The 26,205-nt window shown below is 33.9% G+C and carries 18 protein-coding genes; 10 read left to right on the top strand and 8 right to left on the bottom strand.

Annotation, left to right across the window (positions count from 1 at the left end):
- Nucleotides 1-30 precede the first annotated feature (30 nt).
- The 4 genes from HOO91_00140 to HOO91_00125 all read left to right on the top strand — a co-directional run bounded on the left by HOO91_00140 (nt 31) and on the right by HOO91_00125 (nt 3,572).
- Nucleotides 31-207 carry an rSAM-modified peptide gene (locus HOO91_00140; protein NOU15953.1) on the top strand — a complete coding sequence of 59 codons (177 nt, stop codon included), beginning with the start codon at nt 31-33 and terminating at the stop codon, nt 205-207.
- 180 nt (nt 208-387) lie between these two features.
- On the top strand, nt 388-573 hold the full coding sequence (locus HOO91_00135) for an rSAM-modified peptide (protein NOU15952.1): 186 nt from the start codon (nt 388-390) through the stop codon (nt 571-573).
- 221 nt (nt 574-794) lie between these two features.
- On the top strand, nt 795-2,294 hold the full coding sequence (locus tag HOO91_00130; GenBank protein NOU15951.1) for a radical SAM peptide maturase: 1,500 nt from the start codon (nt 795-797) through the stop codon (nt 2,292-2,294).
- A 36-nt stretch (nt 2,295-2,330) separates the two neighbouring features.
- Nucleotides 2,331-3,572: a TIGR04150 pseudo-rSAM protein gene (locus HOO91_00125; GenBank protein ID NOU15950.1), complete on the top strand. Its 1,242-nt coding sequence runs from the start codon at nt 2,331-2,333 to the stop codon at nt 3,570-3,572.
- 171 nt (nt 3,573-3,743) lie between these two features.
- On the opposite strand, the gene HOO91_00120 is transcribed toward HOO91_00125, so the two are convergent.
- The 3 genes from HOO91_00120 to HOO91_00110 all read right to left on the bottom strand — a co-directional run bounded on the left by HOO91_00120 (nt 3,744) and on the right by HOO91_00110 (nt 8,644).
- The gene (locus tag HOO91_00120) at nt 3,744-5,222 is read right to left on the bottom strand and encodes a TolC family protein (GenBank protein ID NOU15949.1); all 1,479 of its coding nucleotides are present in this window, start codon (nt 5,220-5,222) and stop codon (nt 3,744-3,746) included.
- Between the two features lie 250 nt (nt 5,223-5,472).
- On the bottom strand, nt 5,473-6,831 hold the full coding sequence (locus HOO91_00115; protein NOU15948.1) for an FtsX-like permease family protein: 1,359 nt from the start codon (nt 6,829-6,831) through the stop codon (nt 5,473-5,475).
- A 475-nt stretch (nt 6,832-7,306) separates the two neighbouring features.
- Complete coding sequence (locus HOO91_00110; protein NOU15947.1) at nt 7,307-8,644, bottom strand: RND transporter; 1,338 nt, start codon at nt 8,642-8,644, stop codon at nt 7,307-7,309.
- A gap of 1,139 nt (nt 8,645-9,783) precedes the next feature.
- Between HOO91_00110 and HOO91_00105 the strand changes: the two genes are divergently transcribed.
- The 3 genes from HOO91_00105 to HOO91_00095 all read left to right on the top strand — a co-directional run bounded on the left by HOO91_00105 (nt 9,784) and on the right by HOO91_00095 (nt 14,724).
- Nucleotides 9,784-11,013 (top strand): hypothetical protein, encoded by a 1,230-nt coding sequence (locus tag HOO91_00105; GenBank protein ID NOU15946.1) that lies wholly within the window; start codon nt 9,784-9,786, stop codon nt 11,011-11,013.
- 3 nt (nt 11,014-11,016) lie between these two features.
- Nucleotides 11,017-13,344 (top strand): DUF262 domain-containing protein, encoded by a 2,328-nt coding sequence (locus HOO91_00100; protein NOU15945.1) that lies wholly within the window; start codon nt 11,017-11,019, stop codon nt 13,342-13,344.
- A gap of 495 nt (nt 13,345-13,839) precedes the next feature.
- Nucleotides 13,840-14,724, top strand: a complete 885-nt coding sequence (locus HOO91_00095; GenBank protein NOU15944.1) for a T9SS type A sorting domain-containing protein — start codon at nt 13,840-13,842, stop codon at nt 14,722-14,724.
- 268 nt (nt 14,725-14,992) lie between these two features.
- Here the strand turns inward: HOO91_00095 and glmM are convergent, their stop codons facing one another.
- Nucleotides 14,993-16,375, bottom strand: coding sequence for a phosphoglucosamine mutase (glmM, locus tag HOO91_00090; protein ID NOU15943.1), 1,383 nt, complete (start codon nt 16,373-16,375; stop codon nt 14,993-14,995).
- Nucleotides 16,376-16,829: 454 nt separating this feature from the next.
- Between glmM and HOO91_00085 the strand changes: the two genes are divergently transcribed.
- The 3 genes from HOO91_00085 to HOO91_00075 all read left to right on the top strand — a co-directional run bounded on the left by HOO91_00085 (nt 16,830) and on the right by HOO91_00075 (nt 19,189).
- Nucleotides 16,830-17,480: an ABC transporter ATP-binding protein gene (locus HOO91_00085; protein NOU15942.1), complete on the top strand. Its 651-nt coding sequence runs from the start codon at nt 16,830-16,832 to the stop codon at nt 17,478-17,480.
- The gene (locus HOO91_00080; GenBank protein ID NOU15941.1) at nt 17,480-18,265 is read left to right on the top strand and encodes a TIGR02757 family protein; all 786 of its coding nucleotides are present in this window, start codon (nt 17,480-17,482) and stop codon (nt 18,263-18,265) included. The genes HOO91_00085 and HOO91_00080 overlap by 1 nt, the downstream gene beginning before the upstream one ends.
- 213 nt (nt 18,266-18,478) lie before the next feature.
- Entirely contained in the window at nt 18,479-19,189 is a 711-nt protein-coding gene (locus HOO91_00075) for a methyltransferase (protein NOU15940.1), read from the top strand.
- Nucleotides 19,190-19,254: 65 nt separating this feature from the next.
- On the opposite strand, the gene HOO91_00070 is transcribed toward HOO91_00075, so the two are convergent.
- From HOO91_00070 to HOO91_00055, 4 genes are all read right to left on the bottom strand, one after another.
- The gene (locus tag HOO91_00070) at nt 19,255-20,952 is read right to left on the bottom strand and encodes a hypothetical protein (protein NOU15939.1); all 1,698 of its coding nucleotides are present in this window, start codon (nt 20,950-20,952) and stop codon (nt 19,255-19,257) included.
- Between the two features lie 25 nt (nt 20,953-20,977).
- Complete coding sequence (locus HOO91_00065; protein ID NOU15938.1) at nt 20,978-22,120, bottom strand: DUF4249 domain-containing protein; 1,143 nt, start codon at nt 22,118-22,120, stop codon at nt 20,978-20,980.
- Nucleotides 22,121-22,301: 181 nt separating this feature from the next.
- On the bottom strand, nt 22,302-23,444 hold the full coding sequence (locus HOO91_00060) for a DUF4249 domain-containing protein (GenBank protein NOU15937.1): 1,143 nt from the start codon (nt 23,442-23,444) through the stop codon (nt 22,302-22,304).
- On the bottom strand, nt 23,431-26,199 hold the full coding sequence (locus HOO91_00055) for a TonB-dependent receptor plug domain-containing protein (GenBank protein NOU15936.1): 2,769 nt from the start codon (nt 26,197-26,199) through the stop codon (nt 23,431-23,433). The genes HOO91_00060 and HOO91_00055 overlap by 14 nt, the downstream gene beginning before the upstream one ends.
- Nucleotides 26,200-26,205: the final 6 nt, after the last annotated feature.

Below are 26,205 nucleotides of genomic sequence, written 5' to 3'. Positions count from 1 at the left end.
AATTATTAGTAACTTAAACAAATTAAAGTTATGAAAAAATTAAAACTTGACACACTGAGTTCACACGAACTTGCAAACCGAGAAGCCAATCAGATAAAAGGTGGACTACCAATTTGCCGTTGCTACTGCTATTGCGATACGCTTGATCAGAAGTACTCTGAACGTTCTTTTGATAGTCAAGGTGAATATATATATTTTGCCCAATAAGCAAATATTATAACTAACCGGTTATTTGCTTGTAATAGAGACTAAAATCTAATATGATACAAGTAACCGGTTTTGTTTAATCTTCACTAAGGAAAATGTTTTCTCATATTTTTTAAGAAAGTACTTGTTTTTGTTTTTAATGCCTTTAAAACTAATTATTAACTTAATCAAATTAATCTTATGAAAACAGAGAAAAAATTAAAACTTGACACGCTAAGTTCGAATGAACTTTCAAGTAAAGAAGCCACCCAAGTTAAAGGGGGCGTAATAATATGCACGTGCTATTGCACCTGCGTTTCATATGAAGATAGATTGTTTACGCGTATGGATGAACGCTTGTTTGTACGCGATGAAACAACTCCATAACATGGAGTTGAAATTATAGTAACTTAATCGGTTAATAGTCTTGATTGTTTTAAAGAAACAAGCTTGACTATTAACCGATTTTAATGATTTGTTTATAGTAACAGGTAATTATCTTAAATTTATATAACAATAAATACTTAACTTGCGATTACCTCTAATTCAATGTTAAAATCTATAAATAATTTACTTGACATATTCCTGTTTAACATAATTCTTATAGGATGAAATCTGACATTTTATTCACCTCAGCAAATAAAAATAAGTATTTGTCGGCCCCCGCTGAAAATTATATTATACCCGCATCTCCGGTTTTTTCATATATAGTAGAGCAATTCCTTAAAAATGGGGATAATATCAACCTACCCGATAAATTAGTAATAGATAACAGGGAGTACCAGAAAAATCAGGTAGAATACTACTACAACAAATTTCTGTTTTTGAAAAACAAAGGGGTTTTTCTGAATAAAAGAAAAGATGAATTTGGAAAGCTGGATGGAAAGCAAATTGAATGGCAGTTGGCAAATGTGGATCATTTGGTTTTTGAGGTAACAGATGCTTGTAATCTGAAATGCAAATACTGTGGGTACGGTGAGTTTTATACCGATTATGATGAGCGGGTAAATAAGTATATGCCATTTGAAATTGCCCGTGAAATGATAAACTATCTGGTAAATCTTTGGCAATCGCCCCTAAATTATTCACAAAACCATAACGTCACCGTTGGCTTTTATGGGGGTGAACCCTTGATGAATATTGACTTTATAAAAAAAGTTATAGATTACCTTGAAAAACTATCGATCCCCAAAATACATTTTAGATGGTCGATGACAACTAATGCCTTGCTACTGGGAAAGAGCATGGATTACCTTGTTGAAAAAGATTTCAGCATCTTAGTTAGCCTTGATGGGAACGAAGAAAACCACGGTTACAGGGTTAATCATAATAGTAAAAATTCATTCCCTGACGTGCATCAAAATGTTAGACAATTACAACAAAAGTATCCCGATTTTTTTAAACGGAATGTAAATTTCAACTCGGTTCTGCACAATAAGAATTCTGTTAGCGAAATTTTTGATTACATCAAAAAAGAATTCGGTAAAAATCCTTCTATCAGCGAACTCAGCGATGCTGGAATAAGACCCGAAAAAGTTGAAGAGTTTAAGAAGACTTATCGAAATAACTATGAAAGTCTGCAACAGGCTGAAAATTATGAAGATATTATTAACGAATCTATTCTAAATAATCCTGATTTTAGGGAATTAACATCTTTTGCAGGCCAGTACAGCGGAAATATCTTTGAGAGATATACCGACCTGTTAAGCAAGAAAATTAAAAAAACCTACTTACCGACAGGAACATGTTCTCCATTCAGTAAAAAGGTATTTGTCACTGTTAACGGGAAAATATTGCCCTGCGAACGAATAGGTTTTCAACACGCATTAGGAGTTGTCTCGAAAAATGGAGTACAACTTGATTTAGAACAAATCGCCCAACGTATAAATTCCTATTATAATAATATAACAGAACAATGTTCAAGCTGTCATAGGACTCAAACATGTGTTCAATGCATATATTACCTTGATAAACTGAGTGAGAAACCTGTTTGTAAGGGATTTACTAATGAAAAGCGATTTTCCGACTATTTGGCTCGTAATATATCCTATTTGGAAAACAACCCAGGGGATTATAAAAAGGTTTTAGAAGATGTATCAATAGAATAAAGGAGTAGCTGAATTAATAAGTAAAAATATTTAAGAATGAAGAATTATTGGTTGTATCTGGATCCCTATACTTTTCTTTTTGAAAGGAATGGTCATAGCGTAATATATAACACAATCTCTAATCAAGGCAGAAAATTCAAAAACACCGAAAAGGTTAAAGCCATTGTAAACCAGTTGAATGATAGTAAAAACATGTACTGTGTGGAAATAACTGAAGCAGATTTAAAGGATTCTGATTTGCTTGATTTTGTGAATTACATACACGATACGTTCTCTGGCGATCTTGTTGATAGTTTATCATTTCCAAAGAAACCAGTAGTTTTTATTCCAAAATTCAAGATCAACAAAACTATTGAACAACTTCAAGAAACTGATTTTAAACTCACAAGTGATGACGTACTATCATATTTTAACGAGCTAAGCATTTATATTGGTGGTGGTAAGCCTACCTCTATGCTTTCGGGTATCCCTGTGTACAAACAGTTCGATTATAATAGAGATTTAGGAAACAACCAATTACCTCTAAAGACTGCTTTATCTTTTATTTCGCAAATAGAATATTCGCCGCTGGGAGCAATAAATATCCTTGGTGGAAATATTTTTACATATTCTGAATTACGAGATTTTGCAAAGGGTATAGAACATATTCATGCTATTAAAATATTTAACACTTGTTACTACGATATCCCCGATAATTTAACCCAGTTTGAATTCTTGTCGGGCGAAAAGGCAAGACTTAAAGTATTGATTGATTTCCCATTAAATCAAGAAAAGTTAGACCATGTTATTTCACTTATTAAATCATCAAAAATCCAAACTCAATGGCTATTCGCTATCACTTCAATGGAAGAATTTGATGAAGCTGAACGGATAATCGATGTAAACGGTTTGGATAAAGCAATGATTAAACCATTATATACAGGGAGTAACCTCCCACTCTTTATAAGCAACATTTATCTAGATGAGGAGGACATACTGGGTACGCGTTTAAGTCGCAATGATATTTTCGTAAAACAGGTATTAAACACTTACGATTTCGGAAAACTAATACTGATGGCAGATGGTAAGGTTTATGCTAATGCAAATCATGAACCCATTGGCTTACATGATGAATCCGTTGTAGGAATAATCCTTAATGAGATGAATAATAAAAATTCGTGGCGGAGAATACGAGATCAGAAACCTTGTAATAATTGTGTTTATCAATGGTTGTGCCCATCCCCCTCCAACTACGAACTAGCAATAGATAAGGCTAATTTATGTTCGGTTATTTCTTAAAAAACAAAGAGTTAGAATCAATACATGATCTATTAATGTTTTCCTTATATCAAAAATCTAATGCATATTGTGCATTTTAATTATAGCCGTATAACGGCGTTCTATTTGTAGCTAAGTTGTATTATGCCATATCTAGCCGCATTGCGGCTTTGTTACTTTTTCCCAAGTGGATTACTTCAAAAGCATTTCGAAATCCATTGATAAAGGTTGTCCTTTCTCAAAATCGTAAAGCGTTAGCTTACGCATATTGTAGTAAAATTGCCAGAAATTATTTAGGGTATTGATATACTTTTGCTTTGCAGCATCGCGCTCGGTTTGGGCAACGTTTAAATCTAGAACATCAATCTTACCAATTAAAAACCTCTCTTTGGTAACGTTATAGCGACTTTGGGATATAGTATCGGCTTTTGCTGAAAGCATTACCTGATCATCCTGCCTATTATACTGCATAACTTTCAAAAACACATCCTGCTCAAAATCGGTTAATGCCTGTTGAACGGTAGTTTTAGTCACTTCCCTTGCCGATTGTGCCATCTTAACTTTGCCTTTACCAAGCCCCCAGTCCAGAATTGGGATTGTTAGGCCAACCCTCACTCCCTGTTGATCTAATGGATCTTTGTATGCATTATCAAATACAACTGCTTGTTGGGTTAAACCGTATGAAGCATTAAGACTAGCACTAAAACCTCTCTGTGATCGTGCTTGAGCCACCCCTTGATCCGCCTCAATTAGCTGACGTTGCAACGCAAGAATTGAGGGATTATTTGACTTAGCCAGCGATAGTATATCATCATACTTAACATCCGTTTTTGGAACTGAAGTTGGGATAATCAACTCCAAATCATATTCATCATTTAAACCAAGGAAGGATTTGATTCTTGATTTTTTGAGTTGCAAATCAACCTCAGCATCGCTAACCTCGCTACCAGCGTTTAAGTTGCTAAGTTCCATTTGAAGAAGCTCATTCTCAGCAATAGTTCCAATATTATACCTTCCTTTTGCAATCTTATAAAGAGTATCGGTATTTGCATGGTTTAATTTGGCAGTGCGAAGGTTTTGCTGTCCAAGAATAAGATCGAAGAATAGCCGTGAAGCATCCATGGATACTGTCTCAAGTGATTGTAGATAATTACGTTTAGCTTCTTCGTACTTTAGCGGTTCAATCTTTTTCTCCCATCTTAGCGAATTAAAACCGAATATTGGCTGAGAAAAGCCAATTGAAACAGGCACGGACAAGTAGGATGTTTTTCTATTAGATCCTAATAAATCAGTTCGCTCAAGCGATGAATTTATAAAGATTTTTGCGCCCGTTAATCCTATGTTTTGGTTAAGCGCAAGACCTGCTGATGAAGTATTACTATTATCCCTGGTGTATTGATAGGAACCATCGGAGTTTTTATATCTTGAAAGGGATCTGTTAAAATCAAACAATGTTGATGTCATTGTTAGGCTAGGAAGATATTCAGCCTTGTAGGTTCTGTATTCCCAGTATGAAGCCCTAAACCGATGCTTTGCTAGAATAGCCTGTGGCGATTGATCCTTGGCTAATTGTAAAACCTCATCCAATGTAAGACGATTAATTGGTTTCTGCGAAAACACTGATGTTGAATTAAGCAGAATTGCTACTATAATAATTGTAAACCTCTTCATCTTTAAGAGTCTATTTAAGTTTTCTAAAAATCATAAATGTCTATTATATATACCATTCTTGAGCAGCGTTTGGTGATGTGAATCCCCTCCTTTTTTAAGGAGGGGTAGGGGTGGTAAATTCAATATTAATGCAATTATTTCTGATTTACCCCCTTGTGTTCCCCCTTAAAAAAGGGGGGAATCCAACCCTCATTGGCCCATTGCATATCTAATAAATATCAAATTATATGAATTTAAAGATTTTGGTTTTCTATTCATAACGCAACGATTCAATAGGATCTTTATCGGCGGCTCGTTTAGCAGGCGATAATCCAAAGATTACACCCACCGCAGCCGAAACCCCAAATGCCACTAAAACGGATAGAGGGCTTATTATTGTTAGTATTCCAGCAAAATGGGTAATCAGCTTAGTGAGTATAAAACCTACAATGATTCCAATAAAACCACCGGTTACACTGATAAGAACGGCTTCGGAAAGGAATTGTGCAATTATATCGGCCTTTTTTGCTCCAATAGCCATGCGAGTTCCAATCTCCTTGATACGCTCCATTACCGAGGCAAACATAATATTCATAATACCAATCCCCCCAACAATTAGAGATATACTGGCAATTGCACCAAGTACTATATTGAAAATATCCTTTGTTCTCTCCTGCTGCTTTAGTAGCAATTCGGGAACAGTAATTTCAAAGTCCTTAACCTCCTCGTGCCTGCGAAGCATCATTCTACTAAGAACTTCGGTTGTAGAGTTGATATCTTGCGTTTCAGCAACCTGAACAATAACCTTATCGAGCTGATGGTAGTTTTTGGGTGCTTGGGATTTTGTATCGCCACCAAAAGAAAACATCATTCCGCCACCAAAAAATCTATTCCCTTCGGATACTTTCCTCGAATTCACCAATGCTCTGTTTTGATATCTTAGCAACATGCTTTTTGCTGGTAAATAAACATTATCGTTATAAACATTTACGCCAACATTCTGAAACCCGCTAACTGTTAGTTCTGTTTTTCTTAGTACACCAATCACCTTTAGCCAAATCTGCCCAAACTTTATATACTGTCCAATAGGATCGATCTTGCTAAAAAATTTAGATTTAATATTCCCGCCAATTATACAAACTGGAATTCCATGCTCTTCCTGATAATCGTTGAAGAAAACACCTTCCTCTATGGGAAGATTATATAAATCGAAATAATCGTTCGAAACACCCATAATCTTTGCAGGAACACGAACGCCTTCGTACTGAACGAATGAGTTTAGGCTAATCTCCGGGCTGATTTTTGTAACAGATGGGATAATTTGCTTAATAGCATCAACATCGGCTAGGGTTAGACCTGGAGAAAATTTACGTTTTTGTTTATTGCCATTCTCTTCCTGTGCCTGCTGCTCATCTGGTGCTTCAAAAATGGGAATGATAAGTATGTTATTAACTCCCACCATCTTTATCTGATCCAGAATCTCCTTTTGAGCACCTTTCCCAATAGCCAACATGCTAATTACAGCCGCCACACCGAATATAATCCCTAACGCTGTAAGAATTGATTTCAGCTTATTAGCCAGTATAGATTCAATGGCAATATTAATATCGTGTACATACCTTTTGTACATGCTGATTGTATGTTATTAATTTTGGTTCATTATAAATAAATTTAAGTTGCTAGTTATGGCTAATATAGAAGATTTAAGAACAAGGATTACCTTCGGTGAACTCGTAAAAAACACTCGGTTAACGAATTTTGATTTTAGAAGTAAAATAAGATCAAGGATCATCATTCTAAATATCAATGATTTGTAAGTTTTAATTTCATAAATCTTAAATCGTTAATCAGTATTCGTTATTCAATTCTTTAAAAGTTTATTATTAGTAGCAACTTGAACTAATTACTTTTTAGTCATCTTCGTTTAGTTAAGTCCTATCGGACTTGCAGCTTAACTAAACGACATTAACTTGTTAATCTTAATATTTATATAAATTTCGATCAGAACATTGAGAAAAAATCATAAAAACCCCCAACAGACCCACAGCAATACAGCAACACAATCCCACAGCAACACAGCATCACAGCCCCTCGGTAAAGAACCACTACCTCTTCCCCGGTCTCATCTGCATCTCCTGTTCTGATCTTAGTTTCTCCTCATTAAGTTTTTTGTTTTTTATCTTCTCTTTAATAATTGAAATTAACTCTTTACCAGCAAGATCAAACGATTCTGGCTTTTCAGGAACCGAAAGGTAAACCTCATCATTACTGCTTAACCCCTTTTCGATAACGATATAGTTTTCGTTCATCTCGCCCGTTACAACAATTTGTTTCTTCCCCTTTTTGGTATAAACATAGCTTAAGCTATCATCAGCATGAATAGCCTCTAAAGGTAGCGATTGTACATTCTCATACACATTAGTAATTATCTGATTACTAGTAGTCATGGATGGACGAAGGATAGGATCGAATCCGTTAACCCGGATTACAACCTCAAAAACCTTAGCATCGGTATTGGGCAATTGCTCACCGATATTTGCAACCTCAGTAACCTCACCGCTATACTTTTTCTCAGGAAAAGCATCTACTCCAACCCTAACAATTTGACCTTTTTTTATCTTGCTGATATCAATCTCATTCACATAAGTTTTCGAATTCATTACCGAAAGATCCGGCAGCGTTGCAACCGTTAAATCCCATGGGCTGATGGTTGACCCTACTTTACGTTTCTGACCGCTCCACTCACGGTAGTAGATAACCATACCCGGTTTTGGCGCATGTATCACAAACTTATTCATGATGCCCATCATATCCTGCCTTTCGCGCTTTTGCTTTTCAAGGTTTATGGCCACCTCTTTCATCGAAGCCTCAGCTTGCTCCCTCTTTAGCGTATAGTTGTACAAAGCCTGAGAGTACGAGCGGCTGGATCTATCCAAATTAATCTGCGACTGACGCTGTGTGGCTGGCGGTTCGTATTTCGATTGATCTACAACAATCTGCTTCTCCTCCATCTCGAACTTAAGGTTGATAAGCGAATTCCTAAGTTCACGTAGCGTTAGCGTAGTATCGAGTTGGGTTTTTAGGTAGCCCTGTTGGCTCTTTTCAAGCTCATCCTCAATCTCCTTTAGCCTATTGCTTAATGCAGATCTATCTAGGGTTGCCACATAAGCCCCTGAATCAACAACGGTTCCCTCTGGGATAAGATCTTGAATTTTGACATCGGAAATACGGAAACTCCTTCCCCTTAGCTCTGTAGGTGCCTCAATATCCTCCGAGTTTTGCGCCTTAAGCTCACCCGTTACGGTAACCAGCACCTCAAAAAGACCATTCGATACCTTTACAAACTGCGGCGCAGCTTTATCCTTTTCCGATGTCCCAAAAACAAAGAATATAACTATTAGAATAACTAGGGCTGCAATGGCAATTATGATTTTCTTTTTCATCGTTAAATAGAGGATGTTAAAATTTAAATACTATTCGATTTCGTTTAGTTGAAGCTTTTGTCATGCTGAACGAAGTGAAGCATCTATTTAGCAAAGATATAACCTGATAGAGTTCGAAGAACCTATCAGAGTTTATCTCCTTCTACCAAACAATTCTTCAATACGACTTATAAAAGTAACATTTGTTTAAAAAATATCATGTTAAAGTTATGTTAAAGTTTCTTCCGTTGGCTTCAACACCCAACTCCCGACTCCCAACGTCCATCTCCCGTCTTCCAACTCCCATCTTCCCCCTAATCCCTCTAATTTATTTCCCCTATCGCAAAATGCGATAATTTATCAAAGGTATTCGATTTTGGAGGGAGCGAGTGTTTATTATCTCTTTTATCTAAGGGGGCGAACTCTGATAGGTTCTTCGAACTCTATCAGGTTATCCTTCTAAGCATGACCTTCCAGAGTCGGCAGACCTAGAAGTCACTTGCTGTGTTGCTGTTTTGCTATGGGGTCATTGGGTTAATTTTCAAATCTTCAAATTTCCCAATTTTCAAATTATTAAGCATCTTCCAACTTCCCCCTTCGGTCTCCCGTCTTCCGGCTCCCATCTTCGGACTTCGGTCTTCCCAATTCCGACTTCCATCCCCCAAAACAACCCATCAACCAAAAAATCCAACACGTTCATATAAGTATTCAAATAAATTAAACAAAAATACCTAAATTCAAAGTGTAAAAATAGAAACCAAAACATAAGGAAACAATTGAAGCACAGCACACGCAAACGCCAACCCCATGATATTAATCCCGAACCCACAACCAAATAGCCTATCGCATTTTGCGATAGGGGGAGTATATCAAACCTTGGCAAGCGATGTATAAAATGTATCAATATATAATGCTGGAATGTATGGTTATAGCATACAATATATATTAAGATATGGAGGTTGAAGGATGGATTTATTATATGGATAAACGCGTTAGCAGCAAGGTAACTTGACGACACAGATAGAATAATCCCTCTACAACGACACGAAAAAGTAAAACTTTAATTTATATTTCATTTTAATACATTGTTAATTGAATGCATTAATTTATAGTTATTAGAAATTTGTATTAACTAGAAATCCATTATAATACTTGAATAAATGAAAATTTTATCAATAATTAAAAATGAGAAAACAAGTTTAACCATGATTGTTAGTGGCTTTTTTCTTATTATTTTATCAATAATCTTATTTCTATGGTTTGACATAGATTTTAAAACCATCTTACCTATTAATTCTCAAAAATTTAGTCAATTTGGAGATTTTATTGGCGGTGTAGTTGGTTCAATTTGGGCTTTAGCTGGAGTTCTTTTATTTTATATTGCTCTAACAGAACAAAGGAGTGACATAAAAACTAACCAAGAAGCTCTTCGTTCACAGATAGAAGTATTAAATCAACAGGTTAAAGAGTTTGAATTGCAAAGAAAAGAACTTGAATCAAGTAGAAAAGTATATGAAGATCAAAGTAGGACACTTAAAACACAACAATTTGAATCAAATTTCTATTCTCTTCTAAATGTTTATTCTACAATTAAAGACAAACTTAATAATTTAGATCAAAGTAAAGATTTCTTTAAAGTCTTATTTGACAAACTCAACATTAACTATGATCCTAAAGTTTCTATTGAGATTCATCATGAAAACATGATAAATCGTTATATTTTGTTATTCAATGAAAACAGAGGTCATCTTTCCCATTATTTTAAATGCTTTTATAGAATAATTAAAATTATTGATTCAAGTAGTTTTGACATTAAGGAAAAGGTTTTTTATGCAAAAATTCTTCGTTCACAACTTACTGATTTTGAGCAATTGATATTGTATTATAATTCACATTCAATTTATGGTATTAAAGCGAGACCGCTAATATTAAAATACAATATGCTTAAACATACACCTATATTTAGTAAACCTGAATTTCAGTATTATTTAGATATCCAAAAAAACTATGACATTTTGTTTTTTGCAGATTACTTAAATCAGTTTCTTACAAAGCACATAAACGAATCATTTGAATTAGACTCTGAGACTGAAAAGATTGAAGAAAGATTTGTTGCTTTCAATTGTATTGTTGGTATCTATTTTAATACAAATATTGAAATTAAAGTATTCTGTGATAAAAATTTAAGTAATAATAATGTAAACCTAAACGAAGATCAGTTTAGCGATTTTATTCTTTTCTTTATTTATGATCGTATAATATTGAGTACATACCTAGATAGAGAAAATGTGATTCTGACAAGATTCAAAACAGAAACAGAAAGAAATAAAATTTATGGTGTTTCTATCGAAACGACTTTAAGCTTAGTTTTAAATAGTGATAAATATTAAATAATGGACAAAACAGTTAAAGCAAAAGAGTTTAGAAATATTTTTCAGAACTCATTAAAAATAAATGCAAGAAGCATGTCTGTAAAGACTCTCTTAAGTGAAAGAAATCTTAAGAGGATTGACTATAGCCCATATTACCAAAGAAATTACGTATGGGACAATGTTAAGCAAACATTTTTTATTGAAAGCATTATCCTTGGAACCGAAGTTCCTCCAATAATTTTATTTAAAAGTGGTACGAAAATCGAGGTAATAGATGGTAGGCAACGGTTTGAAACACTAAAAAGGTTTAAAGAGAATAGTTTTTCTTTAAGCATAAATGGGCTAAAAGAATTACAAATATTAAATAAGCAATCTTTTAATAAATTATCAGAGTTTAATAAAGAAATATTCTTAAATTCAAACATACGAATATTTGAATTTGAAGTAATAAATCAACCAAATCTAAATGATGATATAATAGATAGCATTAAAAAGGAAATATTTCGTAGATATAATACTGGAATTACTTCATTAACTAGAGAAGAACTAGATAATGCCAAATATGATGATGATGATTTTTCTGATTTATTTAAAGATGAACTAAAGAATAATATTGATTTCTTTAAAGATTTTAATCACTGTTTCTTTCCAAAAGATTCTTTTTATGAAAATTCAAATAATGATGGGCTTATTAATAAAAATGTCGATTTCATTAGACGATTTAGAATATTAAGTAGTTTCCCTATATCAACCTATGCATCAGGATCAAGTCGAACTGAAATTTTTGATTTATTGTATGATTTTACAAAAAATAGCGTTGAAGATATTAGTTCTGAATTTAACAATTTTCTTTCAATTATTAAAAAGGTATTATTTATTTTCAAAAAACTATCAAATGAAAAATTACTTTCAAATAAACTTATTTATGAATGTATTTTTTGGGCTCTAACTGTTTTGGACAAAGAAGAAAAAGAATTTACTTTTAATGAAGAAATATTTATTGACCATTTTAATAAGAATATTTCTATCTATTCTGAGGATAGCAGTTATTATTCAAAAAATGTTGTTGCAAGATTTCTGGATACTGCAGACTTTTTCAAATCATTTACTGATTGCAACTTTGACATTTATATTAAGAATGAAGATTTTAAAACAAGGGTTGGTGAACTTAAACAAACTGATGTAGATGCAGCAAAGTCAATTGAAGATCTTTCAAATCTTAGGCTTCATAAACCTAATCCTATTTCTACTCCAGTTGATGAAATAAGAAATGATTTAAAGACTACAAACTATTTATTAAGACCATCGTATCAAAGACAAGAAAAGATTTCTACAATAAAAGCTTCTGGTATAATTGAAAGCATTTTACTTGGCATAAATTTACCTCCCATCTTTATTTATAAAAGAGCGAAAAACGTAAAAGAAATAGTCGATGGACAACAACGTTTATTGGCTATTATTGCATTTCTTGGTGAACAATTTTATAATGAAGATGGCAAATTAACTTATTCAAAAAATAACAATTACAAATTAAAAGGTTTAAAAATTCTAACTGACCTAGAAGGAAAAAACTTTAGTGCATTAACAGAAGATCTACGTGATAAAATACTTGACTTTGTTTTGGATTTAATTATTATTGAAGAATCTATTAATGATAAATTTGATCCTGTAGATCTCTTTATAAGGTTGAATTATAAGCCATATCCTATAAAAAATAATTCTTTTGAAATGTGGAATTCAATAGTGAATTTTGAAGTAATTAAAAAAATTAAAAGTGTAAGTAATGATCCATTAAATGATTGGTTCTTCATTCGAGAAAGGCAAGAAGGAAAACCCGACAGAATGGTTAATGAGGAACTAATAACTATTTTATCATATATTAGTTACAATAATAATGATTCAATTAGTGAAGTAATTGGTCTATTTCCGAGACAAGATAGAATTACGTGTAGAATAAAAAACAAATCTGCTTTAGGTGATTTCTTAATAAACTTGGATAATGTTGAAACTGATAAATTAACTTTTATTGAATCAATTAATAAAACCAACACACTTATTAGTTATTTTGCTTCTCTTTTTGATAATATTCCTACCAAAGAAGTATTAAATGATTTCCTAAATGTTAAAGGTAGCAGAACATTCAGACGATCACTTCAAGACTTTTATGTTATTTGGATTGTCATTGATAAAATTCCTACTGATAAATTCACAACATTCAAAAAAGAAATTTTAGATGACATTAGAAATTTGCTTTCTGTTCTTAAAAATGCATCTGATGAGATAGTTGATGGTGAATATTTAAGAAGATTTATAGAGATGTTAGACTCGTTAGAAAAAAAATACAACTAACAGGAAAAAAATGGGGATGGCCATTAGTATGTAAATGGTCTTTCCCCCGTTCAACCAAGACTACAATTATAAAACAAAAATCATTAGGTTCGGCGCAGGTTAGCGAAGCGCACCTGCGTCGTTCTATTTCAGCAGGCTGTGCCTGAGATCAAAACCAGCAAGATTATTAGCTATTGTAAAAAAAAATAATATTTGTAAATTTACAATAGTAACCTCAAAAAATTTCAACGGGTCAAAACTTCAGGCAAAGTTTGAAAGAATAAATAAGACTTAGGCAAAGCCAAAGCCTAATGAAGGTTTTAAAGATAGAATTATAAGTCTGTATAAGTATTAAGGTTTTAAACTTGTATTCTACGTTATATTTCAACATTCTTACAACGATTGGTAGCCTTAACTCGAATGAAAAAAATCAAAATAAAGCATTGAAAAATTAAAAAGGGGAAATAAGCTGAACAGGTACCTAAAAATAGTAAGCAAAAATTAGAATCAAATAAAATGAAAAAAATCTTTTCTTTAATACTTATGATTGGTTTTTCAATTATGAGTTATTCGCAATGTAATACTGGTTGTATTACTGGAAATTTATCAATTACTGTGGGACAAACCTCTACTTTTACATCACCTATTGCCCAATGTACAAGTTGCTATGATTGGGATATTAATGGTAATGCTATATCATCAGACAATCAAACTGTTGGAACAGTTAAGATTGTTGGAACAGATATGGCACAAACTGTTCAAATACAAGGTGTAGCTGTTGGTGCTTTCAGTTTGCAATTAACTTATTTTGATGAAACTGGGTGTCATACTTGTTGTTTTAATGGAAATGTGGTTGGATCACCATGTGATATTAACCAGAATGGAATATATCAGTTAAATGTATTAGGGGATGAATATATTAAATTTTATACTATGCCATCAATTCAATCAGGCGGTGTAAATAATTTTAACTATTTATGGACTTTTACATATCAAGATGGTTCAACTTCAACTTCAAATGTGAGAGAACCATATATTCCAATTAATTGTTCAAATCCCGTTGTATATACTACCGTTGTAATTACTTCAACAATTTGCTCAAAAACTATCACAAAAAATTGGATCCCTGGTGTTTGTGGAACATTAAATTATTCGAATAAAATAAAATCAACAAAAACTATTAAGGTTTCACCAAACCCAACATCATCATTAATTAAATTTGATGGAGAAAATTTGTCTAATTATAAAGTTTCAATTTTTAATAGTAATGGAATTGAAATTATTAAAAACTCAAAAATTGACGAAGGCATTAGTATAGAAAAGCAAGAGAAAGGAATTTATATTTACATATTAACAGATGAAAATGGTTATAAACAGGAAGGCAAAATAATAAAAGAATAATTTTTAACCAAGTTCTATTGAGGCTGTTAGTAAAAATCAAAACTGATTAGGTTCGGCGCAGGTTAGCGAAGCGCACCTGCGTCGTTCTATTACGGCAGGCTGCGCCTGAGATAAAAACCAGCAAGACTATTAGCCATTGTAAAAGTATTTGATAAAGGCATAATAGAAACCACAAAAAATGTAAACGAGTCAAAACCTCAGGCAAAGCCTGAAAGAATAAAAAAGGCTTAGGCAAAGCCTAAGCCTAACGAGGTAAAACTAACGTTATCTAAATCGTCATAATCCTCTCCATCATCTTCTTAGCCAAATCATTAGCCTTTTCCTGATTTCGGCTTTCGGCGTAAATTCTGATAATTGGCTCGGTATTCGATTTTCGCATGTGAACCCAACCATCCTCAAAATCAACCCTAAGCCCATCCTCTGTATTTAGGGGATAATTCTTAAACTCCTCGGCAAGTTTTTTAAGAATATTATCGGGATTAATACCTGTTTTAAGTTCAATCTTATTTTTGGAGATAAAATAGTCGGGGTAAGATTTTCTGAGCTCAGAACATTTCATCTTCTTCTTTGCCAAATGGCTTAGGAATAAAGCAATTCCTACCAATGAATCGCGACCATAATGAAGCTCAGGTAGAATTACTCCACCATTGCCTTCACCTCCAATAATTGCATTTACGGCCTTCATTTTGGTTACAACATTAACCTCACCAACGGCAGAAGCGTAATACTCTTTTCCATATTTATGGGTAACATCGCGCAGTGCTGCTGTACTCGATAGGTTCGATACGGTATTCCCCTTTTTGATGGATAGTACATAATCAGCAACAGCAACCAGAGTATATTCCTCTCCAAACATTGTCCCATCCTCATTCACAATTGCTAAACGGTCAACATCGGGATCAACAACAAAGCCAACATCGGCTTTATGCTTTACCATAGCATCCGAAATATCTTGAAGATGCTCAGGCAGTGGCTCGGGGTTATGTGGGAATTCTCCAGTTGGATCAGTGTAAAGTTCAACAATATCCTTTACTCCAAGCGCATTGAGTAATCGTGGCAGAACTATACCTCCAACAGAGTTTACACAATCGATAGCAACTTTAAAATTTGCCTTTTCAATCGCCTTGCAATCAACCAAATTAAGTTCTATTATCTTTTCAATATGCTCATCGATATATGAGTACTCATCAACTAAATCTCCAATCAGATCAATTTCGGGGAAGGTGTATGACCCTTTCTCGGCAATATCGAGTACTTTTTTACCCTGCTCATCGTTAAGGAATTCCCCTTTGCCATTGAGTAGTTTTAGGGCATTCCATTGCCTGGGATTATGGCTTGCAGTAAGTATCAAACCACCATCGGCACCAAGGCCGGTAACAGCCATTTCAACGGTAGGTGTTGTTGCAAGTCCAAGGTTAATAACATCAACCCCACATCCCATAAGCGTACCAACAACGATGTTGCTTACCATTTCGCCCGAAATTCTGGCATCGCGACCAACTGCCACCTTACATTTTTTTTGTGGGTTTTGCCCTTTAAGCCATTCGGCATAGGCTGCCGTAAATCTTACGATATCGATTGGGGTGAGGCTGTCGGAAACATTACCGCCAATAGTTCCTCTAATTCCAGAGATTGATTTGATAAGTGTCATTTTTCGATTAATTGTTGCATTTTACTTTGTGTGTTTTGCGACTACTTCGTGTCTTTTGTGGCAGAACTATGTCACAAAGGTTCACAAAGTACTACACAAAGTTACACAAAGATTTTTTTGTAGCCACACAAAGGAAGAATTATCACATTTTCTCAAACAATCCGAGCATTCTCATTTAATTGGTAAACATTACTTTGTGTGTTTTGTGACTACTTCGTGTTTTTTGTGGAATAGCTATGTCACAAAGGTTCATAAAGTACTACACAAAGATTTTTTTGTAGCAATGCAAAAGAAGATTACCGCATTTTTCCTTGTTATTCTTTTCCAACATTCCAGCATTCCAAATCGATATTAAATATTTAAACAAATCATCAAATAACTTACTAGTACGTTTTCTTAAATCGAACTTACACTACTTAAATTTTATACCTTTGCCACTACAAAAAAATGATTCATGATTAAGGCTGAAAATATTGTAAAATCATTTGGAAATCTTACTGTTCTTAAGGGTGTTACAGTTGAAATTCCCGAGAAAAAGGTAATTGCAATTGTTGGTCCTAGCGGTGCTGGGAAAACAACGCTACTCCAAATACTAGGGACTCTGAGTCATCCCGATTCAGGGACTCTTATCATCAATGGCGAAGATGTTTTTAGTTTGAAAGATAAGGCGATTGCACGTTTCAGAAATCAGCATATCGGTTTTGTGTTTCAGTTTCATCATCTATTGCCCGAATTTACAGCACTTGAGAATGTTTGCATGCCTGCTCTTATTGCTAAAGTAAGCTTTACAGAAGCTCAAAAGAAAGCCAAGGAATTACTCGATTTCTTAGGATTAAACCATAGATTTGACCATAAACCCGCCGAATTATCTGGCGGAGAGCAACAACGTGTTGCAGTTGCAAGGGCTTTAATAAATAATCCTTTGGTGGTTTTTGCCGATGAACCCTCGGGAAACCTCGATTCACAGAATAAGGAGGATCTGCATAATTTGTTTTTCACTTTGCGTGATAAAATGGGTCAAACCTTTGTAATTGTTACACACGATCGTGATTTAGCCCAAATGGCTGATTTGCAGCTTACCATGAATGATGGACGTTTCGTGTAATGAAATCTTCTTTAGATAAATATCAGCTTAAAGAATTTCTTGAGGAGAAGTACAAGCAATACGCAGTTCCTAGTTTTGTAAACGACGATCCATCCCAATTCCCCCATCGATTCTCAAAAAAGGAAGATATTGAAATTGCAGGAATACTTGCGGCTACCATTTCGTGGGGAAATAGGAAGATGATAGTTGGTAATATGGATCGGTTAATGCAAAAGATGGGTGATTCGCCTTATGAATTTGTAGTTAATTATAGTAAACGGAATGATCATCTTCTGGATAAATTTGTACACAGAACCTTTAATGGAGTGGATTGTATCCATTACATCAAGAGTTTAAAGCATATTTACACCTTAAAAGGGGGATTACAAAAGGTGTTTTCCGATGGTTATCAATCCGAGCAAAATATTAAGGGTGCAATAAAAGAATTTAGGAAACAATTCGTTGACTGTGAAACTCCAGCGCATACCTTGGTTCATGTTGCTAATGTTGAAAAAGGTTCTGCATGTAAGCGAATCAATATGTTTCTGCGTTGGATGGTTCGCCCTTCCTCCGAAGGGATTGATTTAGGGATATGGAACAATATTCCCGCTTCAGCATTGATGATGCCTTTGGATGTTCATTCTGGAAGAGTTTCGAGAGCATTAGGATTGTTGAATCGTAAGCAAAGCGATTGGAAGGCGGTTGAGGAGTTAACCTCCTTTCTCCGTGAACTCGATCCTAATGATCCTGTTAAGTTTGATTACGCCCTTTTTGGTCTGGGGGTTTACGAAAAGTTTGGTCAATAGGTGTTATTTATTAAATTAGAAATTTGAGCAAATTGAATTTCTAACAATAGTTCGATAATCTTTTGGTGAATTTTTGTGACTTGGTGATTTTGTGGCTTTTAATATTTTTTAGCCACCAAAACTCAAAAACACCAAATTACACCAAATCAGAAAGTTAAAAATTTATCGAACTATTGATCTAATTAATACTACTTTAAATTCAGACTCTTATTTATGGGAAAGAATTACTTTCGGTTTAAGCAATTTATTATAAAGCAAGAGGGTGCTGCAATGAAAGTGGGCACCGATGGCGTTCTGCTTGGAGCATGGGCAGATTTAGAGAATGTCCAAACCGTTTTAGATGTTGGAACTGGCTCTGGGGTAATTGCTTTGATGATTGCCCAACGCAGCGAAGCCAACATTCAAGCCGTTGAAATTGATGAATCATCAGCACAACAAGCTAAGGGTAATTTTGATTCATCTAAATGGGGTGATAGGTTGGATGTGGAAGCCATTTCTTTTCAAGATTTCGCTAAAAAACAGACGTCAAAGTTTGATTTAATTGTATCGAATCCGCCATATTTCAGCAAATCGCTTAAGCCCAATACTCCTGAAAGAACTCTCACTCGGCATACCGAGCAACTTTCAAATACAGATATGCTCGAAGGCATTAAAAATCTACTTTCACTAGATGGAAGATTTTGTGCGATCTTTCCATATACCGAGGGTAATATTTTTATAGCAGAGGCTGCAAACTACGGGCTTTTTTGTAACAAAAAACTATACGTTAAAACAAAGCCTAATAACCCAATTCTTAGGATACTAATTGACTTTTCGTTTACTAAAAAAAGGTTGGATGAGGATACTATATCAATTCACACTTCGGATGGGGAATATACTGATGAGTATAAGAAGTTAACTTCAGATTTTTATCTAGCATTCTAAAATGAGATAGTATTATATTTTAGAACCTATCCCTCCCCTATGATTCTTTACCAACTAATTCAATACTAATCTCGAACTATAAATGATTTTTTACATGTAAACTCTTTACCTTGGCTTGTAATTCCTCTTAATAGTACGATATACTTCCCGGGAGTATCCGATGTATTAAAATATAAATCTTTTGATTTTTCAGACCCTAAAACAACATTTGGTTCCCATATTAGTGTATTCCTATAATCAGGTTGATGTTCGCCATGCGTATTAATTGAATAGCTCTTAGAACCATCGGTTAAAAAATTAAAATCAAGGAATACTCCAGAATTAGGAAGATCTACACCTGCAAAATCCCCTTTTTTTGAAAAGAAACTGATGATTCCACCATAAGTAATACTGCCTTTTACATAAGGAAAATCAATAACTTCAATATGAGAGATGCTTTGAGGAGATAATGATAGGATTTTCTTTGGATTATCAATAGCCACTAAATCCAATAGAACAAGCGGCTTAAAAATATCCATCTCCGCCTGAGTGCTATATACCTTAAAATACTTTTCCCCTCGATGTTTCCTAATTTTTAGTATGGGTATTATCTCATTGATGTAATCCTCAATGGTAGGAAGTTGGATATATTTATCGAGAAACAATCTTTCCTGAGGTTCACCATAAAAAGCTTTGTTTTTATACTTTGAGGAGTCTTTAGGGATTTCTTTATTGAATTGTGATGCGATTTGAGCATTTAGTGCCATGTTGTAAGCAACCACTTTTTCCATTTCTGTTAAATGAAATGGTGGTGTGGGTAATTTGACTTTAATTGAACAAAAATCATTATCTATAAATATATTTGTTTTAGAATCTACTAATGTCTCAGTGCATAGGAAGATATCGTTTGATCCTATAAAGCTAGGCATTCTAAAGAAAAAACGACCTGTAGAATCGGTTAATGTAGCCATGAAATCTTTACAATCGTCTAAGATTGAAAGATTCACCATAGTATTAGATAAAGAAAGTTCAGATTTATTATCCTTCAACCTACCTGTAAGGGATAAACCATTTGTTTCTGGGTAGTAATAATTGTTGTATAATGTTTTATCTACTACTGGTAAAACCTTGTTCTCTTCAACAATAGATGAGTCGGGAATAACAGTAAGATTTAGGTCTATAATTGTGTTCTTTAGTAAATCTAACCCATTAATCTGAATTTTAACCTGTTCACGAGTTGAATACTCTTCCTTATTTAGCAAAACAGTAACTAATTCCTGTCTGCCTAATGTATCTTCAAGTTTGACTGAATCTTTTGGTGTTTGGGTATTTGTATGGTTGTAGGTTAGAATATCCGATTTAAATGGGTTTACAATTTTAAGTCGGGCATAACTATATGCGGCAGGTCCATTGTTTCGCATGAATTTAGTATAAGCCCTGATATAGTAATTCCCAGTTGCAACATCTTTGGGAATGGTAATAAACCCAGAACCACATGATTTTTCATACAGATATTTTCCTTTAGCAATTTTTTCCCCTTCGGGGGTTATTATTTCAACGTAAAATACCCTGCTTAAGGTTTGATCTTGACTTTTAATATTCTTGTTTTGAGAATCAATACCAGCAATCGAATTATTGTAAAGATATGCGCTGAATTGAACCTGCTCCCCCGAAATATAAAGAGTCCTATCGGTAAATAAACTAATCTTTTCTTCATTTAGATCAGTATTAATTACCTGTCCATTAGATTCAGTATACCCAAAAGAAAAAATGAGTACTGACATAATTTTAAAGATGAAATTTTGCATATTAGTAAGGCCAATAATCAGGTTTTACAATTGATCCCCCAAAAAAATCACATTCAACACAAGCATCCTCCATAATTTCAATGCCCCTACCAGTCATAACTAAGTATTTAGGATCTTCTCTATTTAACTCACGTGGCTGTATGGGACGTGAAGTACATTTGTTGTAATATAAATCAATATTATTTATGTTTTGGAAAAAAAATCTTTTCGTTTTAACAGAAGAGGCGTTGAAGAATCCTAATATTTCTAATTCTGGATTTGTGGTGCTTTTTAGGTTTCCTTTTACGCGCAACGGCTGCACCTCATATAAACCACCCAATTCATTAGTATTAATTCGAAGTTTGTCCCAGTATACATAGGCGGACTCGCTTAAAGCAATTTGATTAATCAGAAGGCTGTAACAGTACGTCAGTCTTTGTGTTTGATTATCCACAAAATGAAGCTGATACATACTGTATCTATTCTGAGTAAGATTTTTGGTTGAGAGAGTAAAAACATTTCCCAATTTTTTAGTAGTCCAACAATAGTATTTGGAAAAATCAGGAGGATCAGTTATTACTATTGTTCTAGTATTCCAATATAATGTTTTAGGGAATTTCGCATGATGCTCCCATGTTTCATCTATATCCCATCGATAGTAATGGCTATCCGTGTCTTTCCTATTTAAATCGACATAAAACTGTATTCCTTGTAAAGGTTTAGTTGGATCCGTAGTAGGTATATCCTTTCTGATGTAGTAAACAGAATCTATTTCAGGGCATTCGGGCATTTGATCAAAGTCCGAGACAATATCAATACCTGATGAAGTCAATACCTTGACTTGGTAAGAGTTTCCTGGTTTTAAATACTCTGCCGCTATCCAAACCCTATAATTACCCTTCTCAAACTCATTCAAGGTAAATATATTACCATGGTTATCAGAAATATTTATGGTACACCCAGACAAGGGATTATATTTTTGATTTTCAACAGTAGACGACATTGAAACGGAAACAGTTTGAAAACCTTCTTGATCAGTGATTTGACCATACACAACGTATTTTTGTGTAGAGTCACTTCCCAGGTTTAGAGAAAAGGGCTCAATACAAGTTGAAAGTAATAATATAAGAATACCCCACAAAAGGATATTTTTAATCTGATACATAATTACCAAGTTTAAATAACCGCAAGTAACCTTTTTCCATTTCCGTCAAATGAAAATGTGATGTGATAAATTAATTCTACTTGAGCAAAAATCGTTATCGATAAATATGCTAATTACCTGCCCTTTAGATTCAGTGCACCCAATGATTACGGACATAATTTCATAGATAGAATTCTGCATATTAGTAAGGCCAATAATCAGGTTTTACAGTTGTTCCCCCCCAATAATTACATTCTACACATTCATCTTCAATAATTCCGAACCCACCTCCCATGGGAAACAAGTATCTAGTTTCTTCTCTACTTAGATCACCAGGCATTATAACTCGTGGTTCGCATTTGGGTTTATATAGTTCTAAGTTTTTAATATCTCGAAAAAAATATCTTTTCGCTTTAACCGATGAGGCATTGAAATACCCTAATATTTCTAATTCTGGATTTGTGGTGCTTTTTAGGTTTCCTTTAATGCGTAATGGTTGAACCTCATATAAACCACCCAATTCATTACTATTTATTCTAAGCTTATCCCAATAAATATAGGCAGGTTCGCTTAAGGCAATTTGATTAACCCAAAGGCTATAACAATATGTAAGCCTTTGTGTTTGATTATCTACAAAATGAAGTTGATACATGCTGAACCTGTTTTGAGCAAGATCTTTTGTTGAAAGTGTAAAAACATTTCCTAACTTCCGAGTAGTCCAACAGTAGTATTTGGAATAATCAGGAGGGTTAATCACAACTATTGATTTCTTGTTCCAAAAATATATTTTAGGGTAGTTGGCATGATGCTCCCATGTCTCATCAATATCCCACCTATAATATCGACTAACAGAGTCGTTCCCATTTAAGTCAACATAAAACTGTATTCCTTGTAACGGTTCAGATGGATTAGTGGTGGGTATATTTTTCCTAACATAATAAACAGAATCGATCTCGGGGCATTTGGGCATTTGATCAAAATCCGAAACAATCTCAATACCTGATGAAGTTAACACCTTGACTTGGTAAGAGTTTCCTGGTTTTAAATACTCTGCTGCTATCCAAACCCTATAATTACCCTTCCCAGATTCATTCAAGGTAAATACATTACCATGGTTATCAAAAATACTTATGGTACACCCAGACAAAGGATTATATTTTTGCTTTTCAACAGTGGATGACATTGAAACAGAAACAGTTTGAAAACCTTCTTGATCCGTAATTTGACCATACACAACATATTTTGTTATAGAGTCGCTTCCTAGGTTTGGAGAAAAGGGCTCAATGCAGGTTGAAAGTAATAATATTAGAATACCCCACAAAAGGATATTTTTAATCTGATGCATAGTTACCAAGTTTAAACAGCCAAGTGATTGTAAACAAAGGTATTCCAATAACGGAATACTTATAGCACTTAATTAGACCATCTTCTGATTTAAAATATATTGAGTAAGGATTTTTGCGACCTGTCAAGTTATAAACGCTAAACATAAAAGAACTGTGAAGGAATTTGTTCTTTTTAAGATTACCTTCAATAGTAACAGATGCATCTATTCTAAAAAAATCAGGGATATTATACTTGTTACGTTTAGAGTAATCAATATACTGTATTCCATTAATATAGTAGACTGATTGAGGGTATGTAATGGGTCTCCCCGATTGGTAAGTTGTAACTGTTGAAATAATAAATCTACGACTAAAATGGTAATTAATAAGCGCATTCAGAACATGAGGAATATCAAAGTTGGAAGGGTACGGATCACCCTCATTTATTTTATCCCATGAATTCGGGCCATTAATTTGAACAACTGATTTTGAATAGGTGTAGGATAACCACCCATCAAGTTTTTTACCACTTCTCTTTAAAAAGAACTCTATCCCATAAGCGCCCTGATTGCCTTGTAAAATTGATGTTTCAACGGCGGGGGTACTTAGAAAATTTGCACCATCCTTAAACTCAGGATAATTATTTGTTCTTTTTAAATAGACTTCAATTGAGGCCTCCAATCCCTGTTTGGGGATATTCCGAAAAACTCCCAGAGAAACTTGAGCGCTTTTAGATGGTTTGATATGGTAATCGGCTAATTTCCACTGTGTGTTTGGAGATAGGGCAATTGTGTTATTTAGCATAAATAAATTCTGCTGCATCTGATTAAATGCCAACTTAATAGATCCGTTTTTATCCGTTTGAAAATTGATATTTGCCCTAATTTCTGGGGAAAAATACCATTTTATTGGTTTGTTAGATGCAAAGTTCATGGAATCATTTACATACCCTAATTCTCTTGGGAAACCATTTTCATAGGTATAAATAGTTTTAGGGCCAATAGGTGTAAAAAAAGATTGTCTTAATCCAAATGAAAGGGTTATTCGAGGTAAAATATTGTACTTATTGGATATGTACAAAGCACTTTCAACACCTTTCTCTTTTCCAAGGTCAATAATATTTCTTAACGAATAATTGCCATAAGGACGAACAGAACCCCTGTCAAGTTTATATAAAATTACATTTGCACCGTATGTTAATGTCGACTTATTGCTGATTACCTGAGTAATATCACTTCGTATTTCATAATGGCCAATTTTATAATTATGCTTATACGCCGAGGAAGCCGATTGATTATCTACTGTTTCAAAAGAATACTCAGAACCAATTATTGTAAAATCGCTTTTAATTGAAGTATTAAAAACATATTGATAATTAATTGATGCTCCTAAGTTTGAATACCGATATTTATTTATGTCTGAAAGACGAAATTTGTCATTACTGCTATATATCAAACAAGAAAGTTGCGATTTCTTCATTGCATAATTAAATGAAGCAGAAAAATCATTGAATCCTGCACTACTATTCCTAATGGTTGGATCCTTAATTTTCGATAATAACCAATCGGAATAGGAAGAACGTGCGCTAAAAAGCACTGTTAGTGAATCTTTAATCAAGGGGCCTTCAACAGTTACAAAGCCAGTAATAGGGTTAATCCCTCCATGTGCAGTAAAACGTTTGCGATTTGCCTCACGAGTAATTATATTAAAAACTGATGATAGCCTACCACCAAACTGTGGAGGTATATATCCTTTATAAACCGAGAAATCTTTAATAATATCGGAATTAAAGGCAGGGAAAAAACCAAAAAGATGAGATGTATTATAAATCGGTATCTTATCAATATAAAACGCATTCTGATCCGAACTTCCACCTCGAACATTTAAACCAGAAGAACCTTCCCCTACACTTACAATCCCTGGAAGTAAACTTGATACTCTAAGAATATCCCTTTCCCCCATCATCATTGGAATTTCTTTTATAGTTTTTGAAGCTATTTTTTCCAGTCCAGAATCTTTAGATTTAACATTTGTTTGTCGATCACCACGAACTACAATCTCTTCAATAAGAATATCCTCTTTTCTTAATTCAAATTTAAACTCTCCATCGGAAAGAATTTCAAGAAAGACATTTTTCTTTTCGTGCCCAAGGCTTTCAATTCTTGCGTTATACTTACCTGGGTTAATTACCAATGAAAAATAACCATCTTTATCTGTAACTGCTCCTTTCCCATTTTCAACAATGAAAATTGTTGCATCCAAAACAGGTGCGCCTGTTTCCTGATCAAATATTCTTCCAAGAATCTTTGCATTAATACTATTTCCAATTATTCCATTTCTCCCAACTCGAATAGTTTGTACAGCATTTGCCTTTCTTCCAGTTACATACTTAGTTTCCGTTTCAGTTATATTCTGGTGTGTAATCCCTGAAACGACTTTATTATCGATTAACTTCTCAAAATCGGGTAGTTTTGAAATAAGTTTTTCCCCCGAAAGTATTATAAAATCATTGTGCCAAGCAGAGGCTATAAGACCTGTATTTTTTAAAGCAATTTTTAAGGCAGATTCAACACTGATACTATCCACATCCAAAGTTACTTTGATTTGTTTAACCAAATCTTCATCATAAAAAACATTGATTTCCGTTTGCTGGTAAATTATACTGGTAAATTCCGAAAAAGGGATTTCAAATACATGGCATGATAGATATGTTTTAATCTCACCATCAGCTAGTTTACCAATAAAAAGGAGTAAAATAAAGAGACCTGTTCTCACGATACT

Source organism: Bacteroidales bacterium (genome assembly GCA_013141385.1).
GTDB lineage: Bacteria > Bacteroidota > Bacteroidia > Bacteroidales > Tenuifilaceae > UBA8529.
Note: the sequence above shows the minus strand (reverse complement) of the source record. Positions and strands in the feature narration are given on the sequence as shown.

Excerpts from the sequence above, each read along its gene's own strand:
- HOO91_00140 (NOU15953.1), top strand. The coding sequence starts at position 31 with ATGAAAAAATTAAAACTTGACACACTGAGTTCACACGAACTTGCAAAC.
- HOO91_00135 (NOU15952.1), top strand. The coding sequence starts at position 388 with ATGAAAACAGAGAAAAAATTAAAACTTGACACGCTAAGTTCGAATGAA.
- HOO91_00130 (NOU15951.1), top strand. The coding sequence starts at position 795 with ATGAAATCTGACATTTTATTCACCTCAGCAAATAAAAATAAGTATTTG.
- HOO91_00125 (NOU15950.1), top strand. The coding sequence starts at position 2,331 with ATGAAGAATTATTGGTTGTATCTGGATCCCTATACTTTTCTTTTTGAA.
- HOO91_00120 (NOU15949.1), bottom strand. The coding sequence starts at position 5,222 with ATGAAGAGGTTTACAATTATTATAGTAGCAATTCTGCTTAATTCAACA.
- HOO91_00115 (NOU15948.1), bottom strand. The coding sequence starts at position 6,831 with ATGTACAAAAGGTATGTACACGATATTAATATTGCCATTGAATCTATA.
- HOO91_00110 (NOU15947.1), bottom strand. The coding sequence starts at position 8,644 with ATGAAAAAGAAAATCATAATTGCCATTGCAGCCCTAGTTATTCTAATA.
- HOO91_00105 (NOU15946.1), top strand. The coding sequence starts at position 9,784 with ATGAAAATTTTATCAATAATTAAAAATGAGAAAACAAGTTTAACCATG.
- HOO91_00100 (NOU15945.1), top strand. The coding sequence starts at position 11,017 with ATGGACAAAACAGTTAAAGCAAAAGAGTTTAGAAATATTTTTCAGAAC.
- HOO91_00095 (NOU15944.1), top strand. The coding sequence starts at position 13,840 with ATGAAAAAAATCTTTTCTTTAATACTTATGATTGGTTTTTCAATTATG.
- glmM (NOU15943.1), bottom strand. The coding sequence starts at position 16,375 with ATGACACTTATCAAATCAATCTCTGGAATTAGAGGAACTATTGGCGGT.
- HOO91_00085 (NOU15942.1), top strand. The coding sequence starts at position 16,830 with ATGATTAAGGCTGAAAATATTGTAAAATCATTTGGAAATCTTACTGTT.
- HOO91_00080 (NOU15941.1), top strand. The coding sequence starts at position 17,480 with ATGAAATCTTCTTTAGATAAATATCAGCTTAAAGAATTTCTTGAGGAG.
- HOO91_00075 (NOU15940.1), top strand. The coding sequence starts at position 18,479 with ATGGGAAAGAATTACTTTCGGTTTAAGCAATTTATTATAAAGCAAGAG.
- HOO91_00070 (NOU15939.1), bottom strand. The coding sequence starts at position 20,952 with ATGTCAGTACTCATTTTTTCTTTTGGGTATACTGAATCTAATGGACAG.
- HOO91_00065 (NOU15938.1), bottom strand. The coding sequence starts at position 22,120 with ATGTATCAGATTAAAAATATCCTTTTGTGGGGTATTCTTATATTATTA.
- HOO91_00060 (NOU15937.1), bottom strand. The coding sequence starts at position 23,444 with ATGCATCAGATTAAAAATATCCTTTTGTGGGGTATTCTAATATTATTA.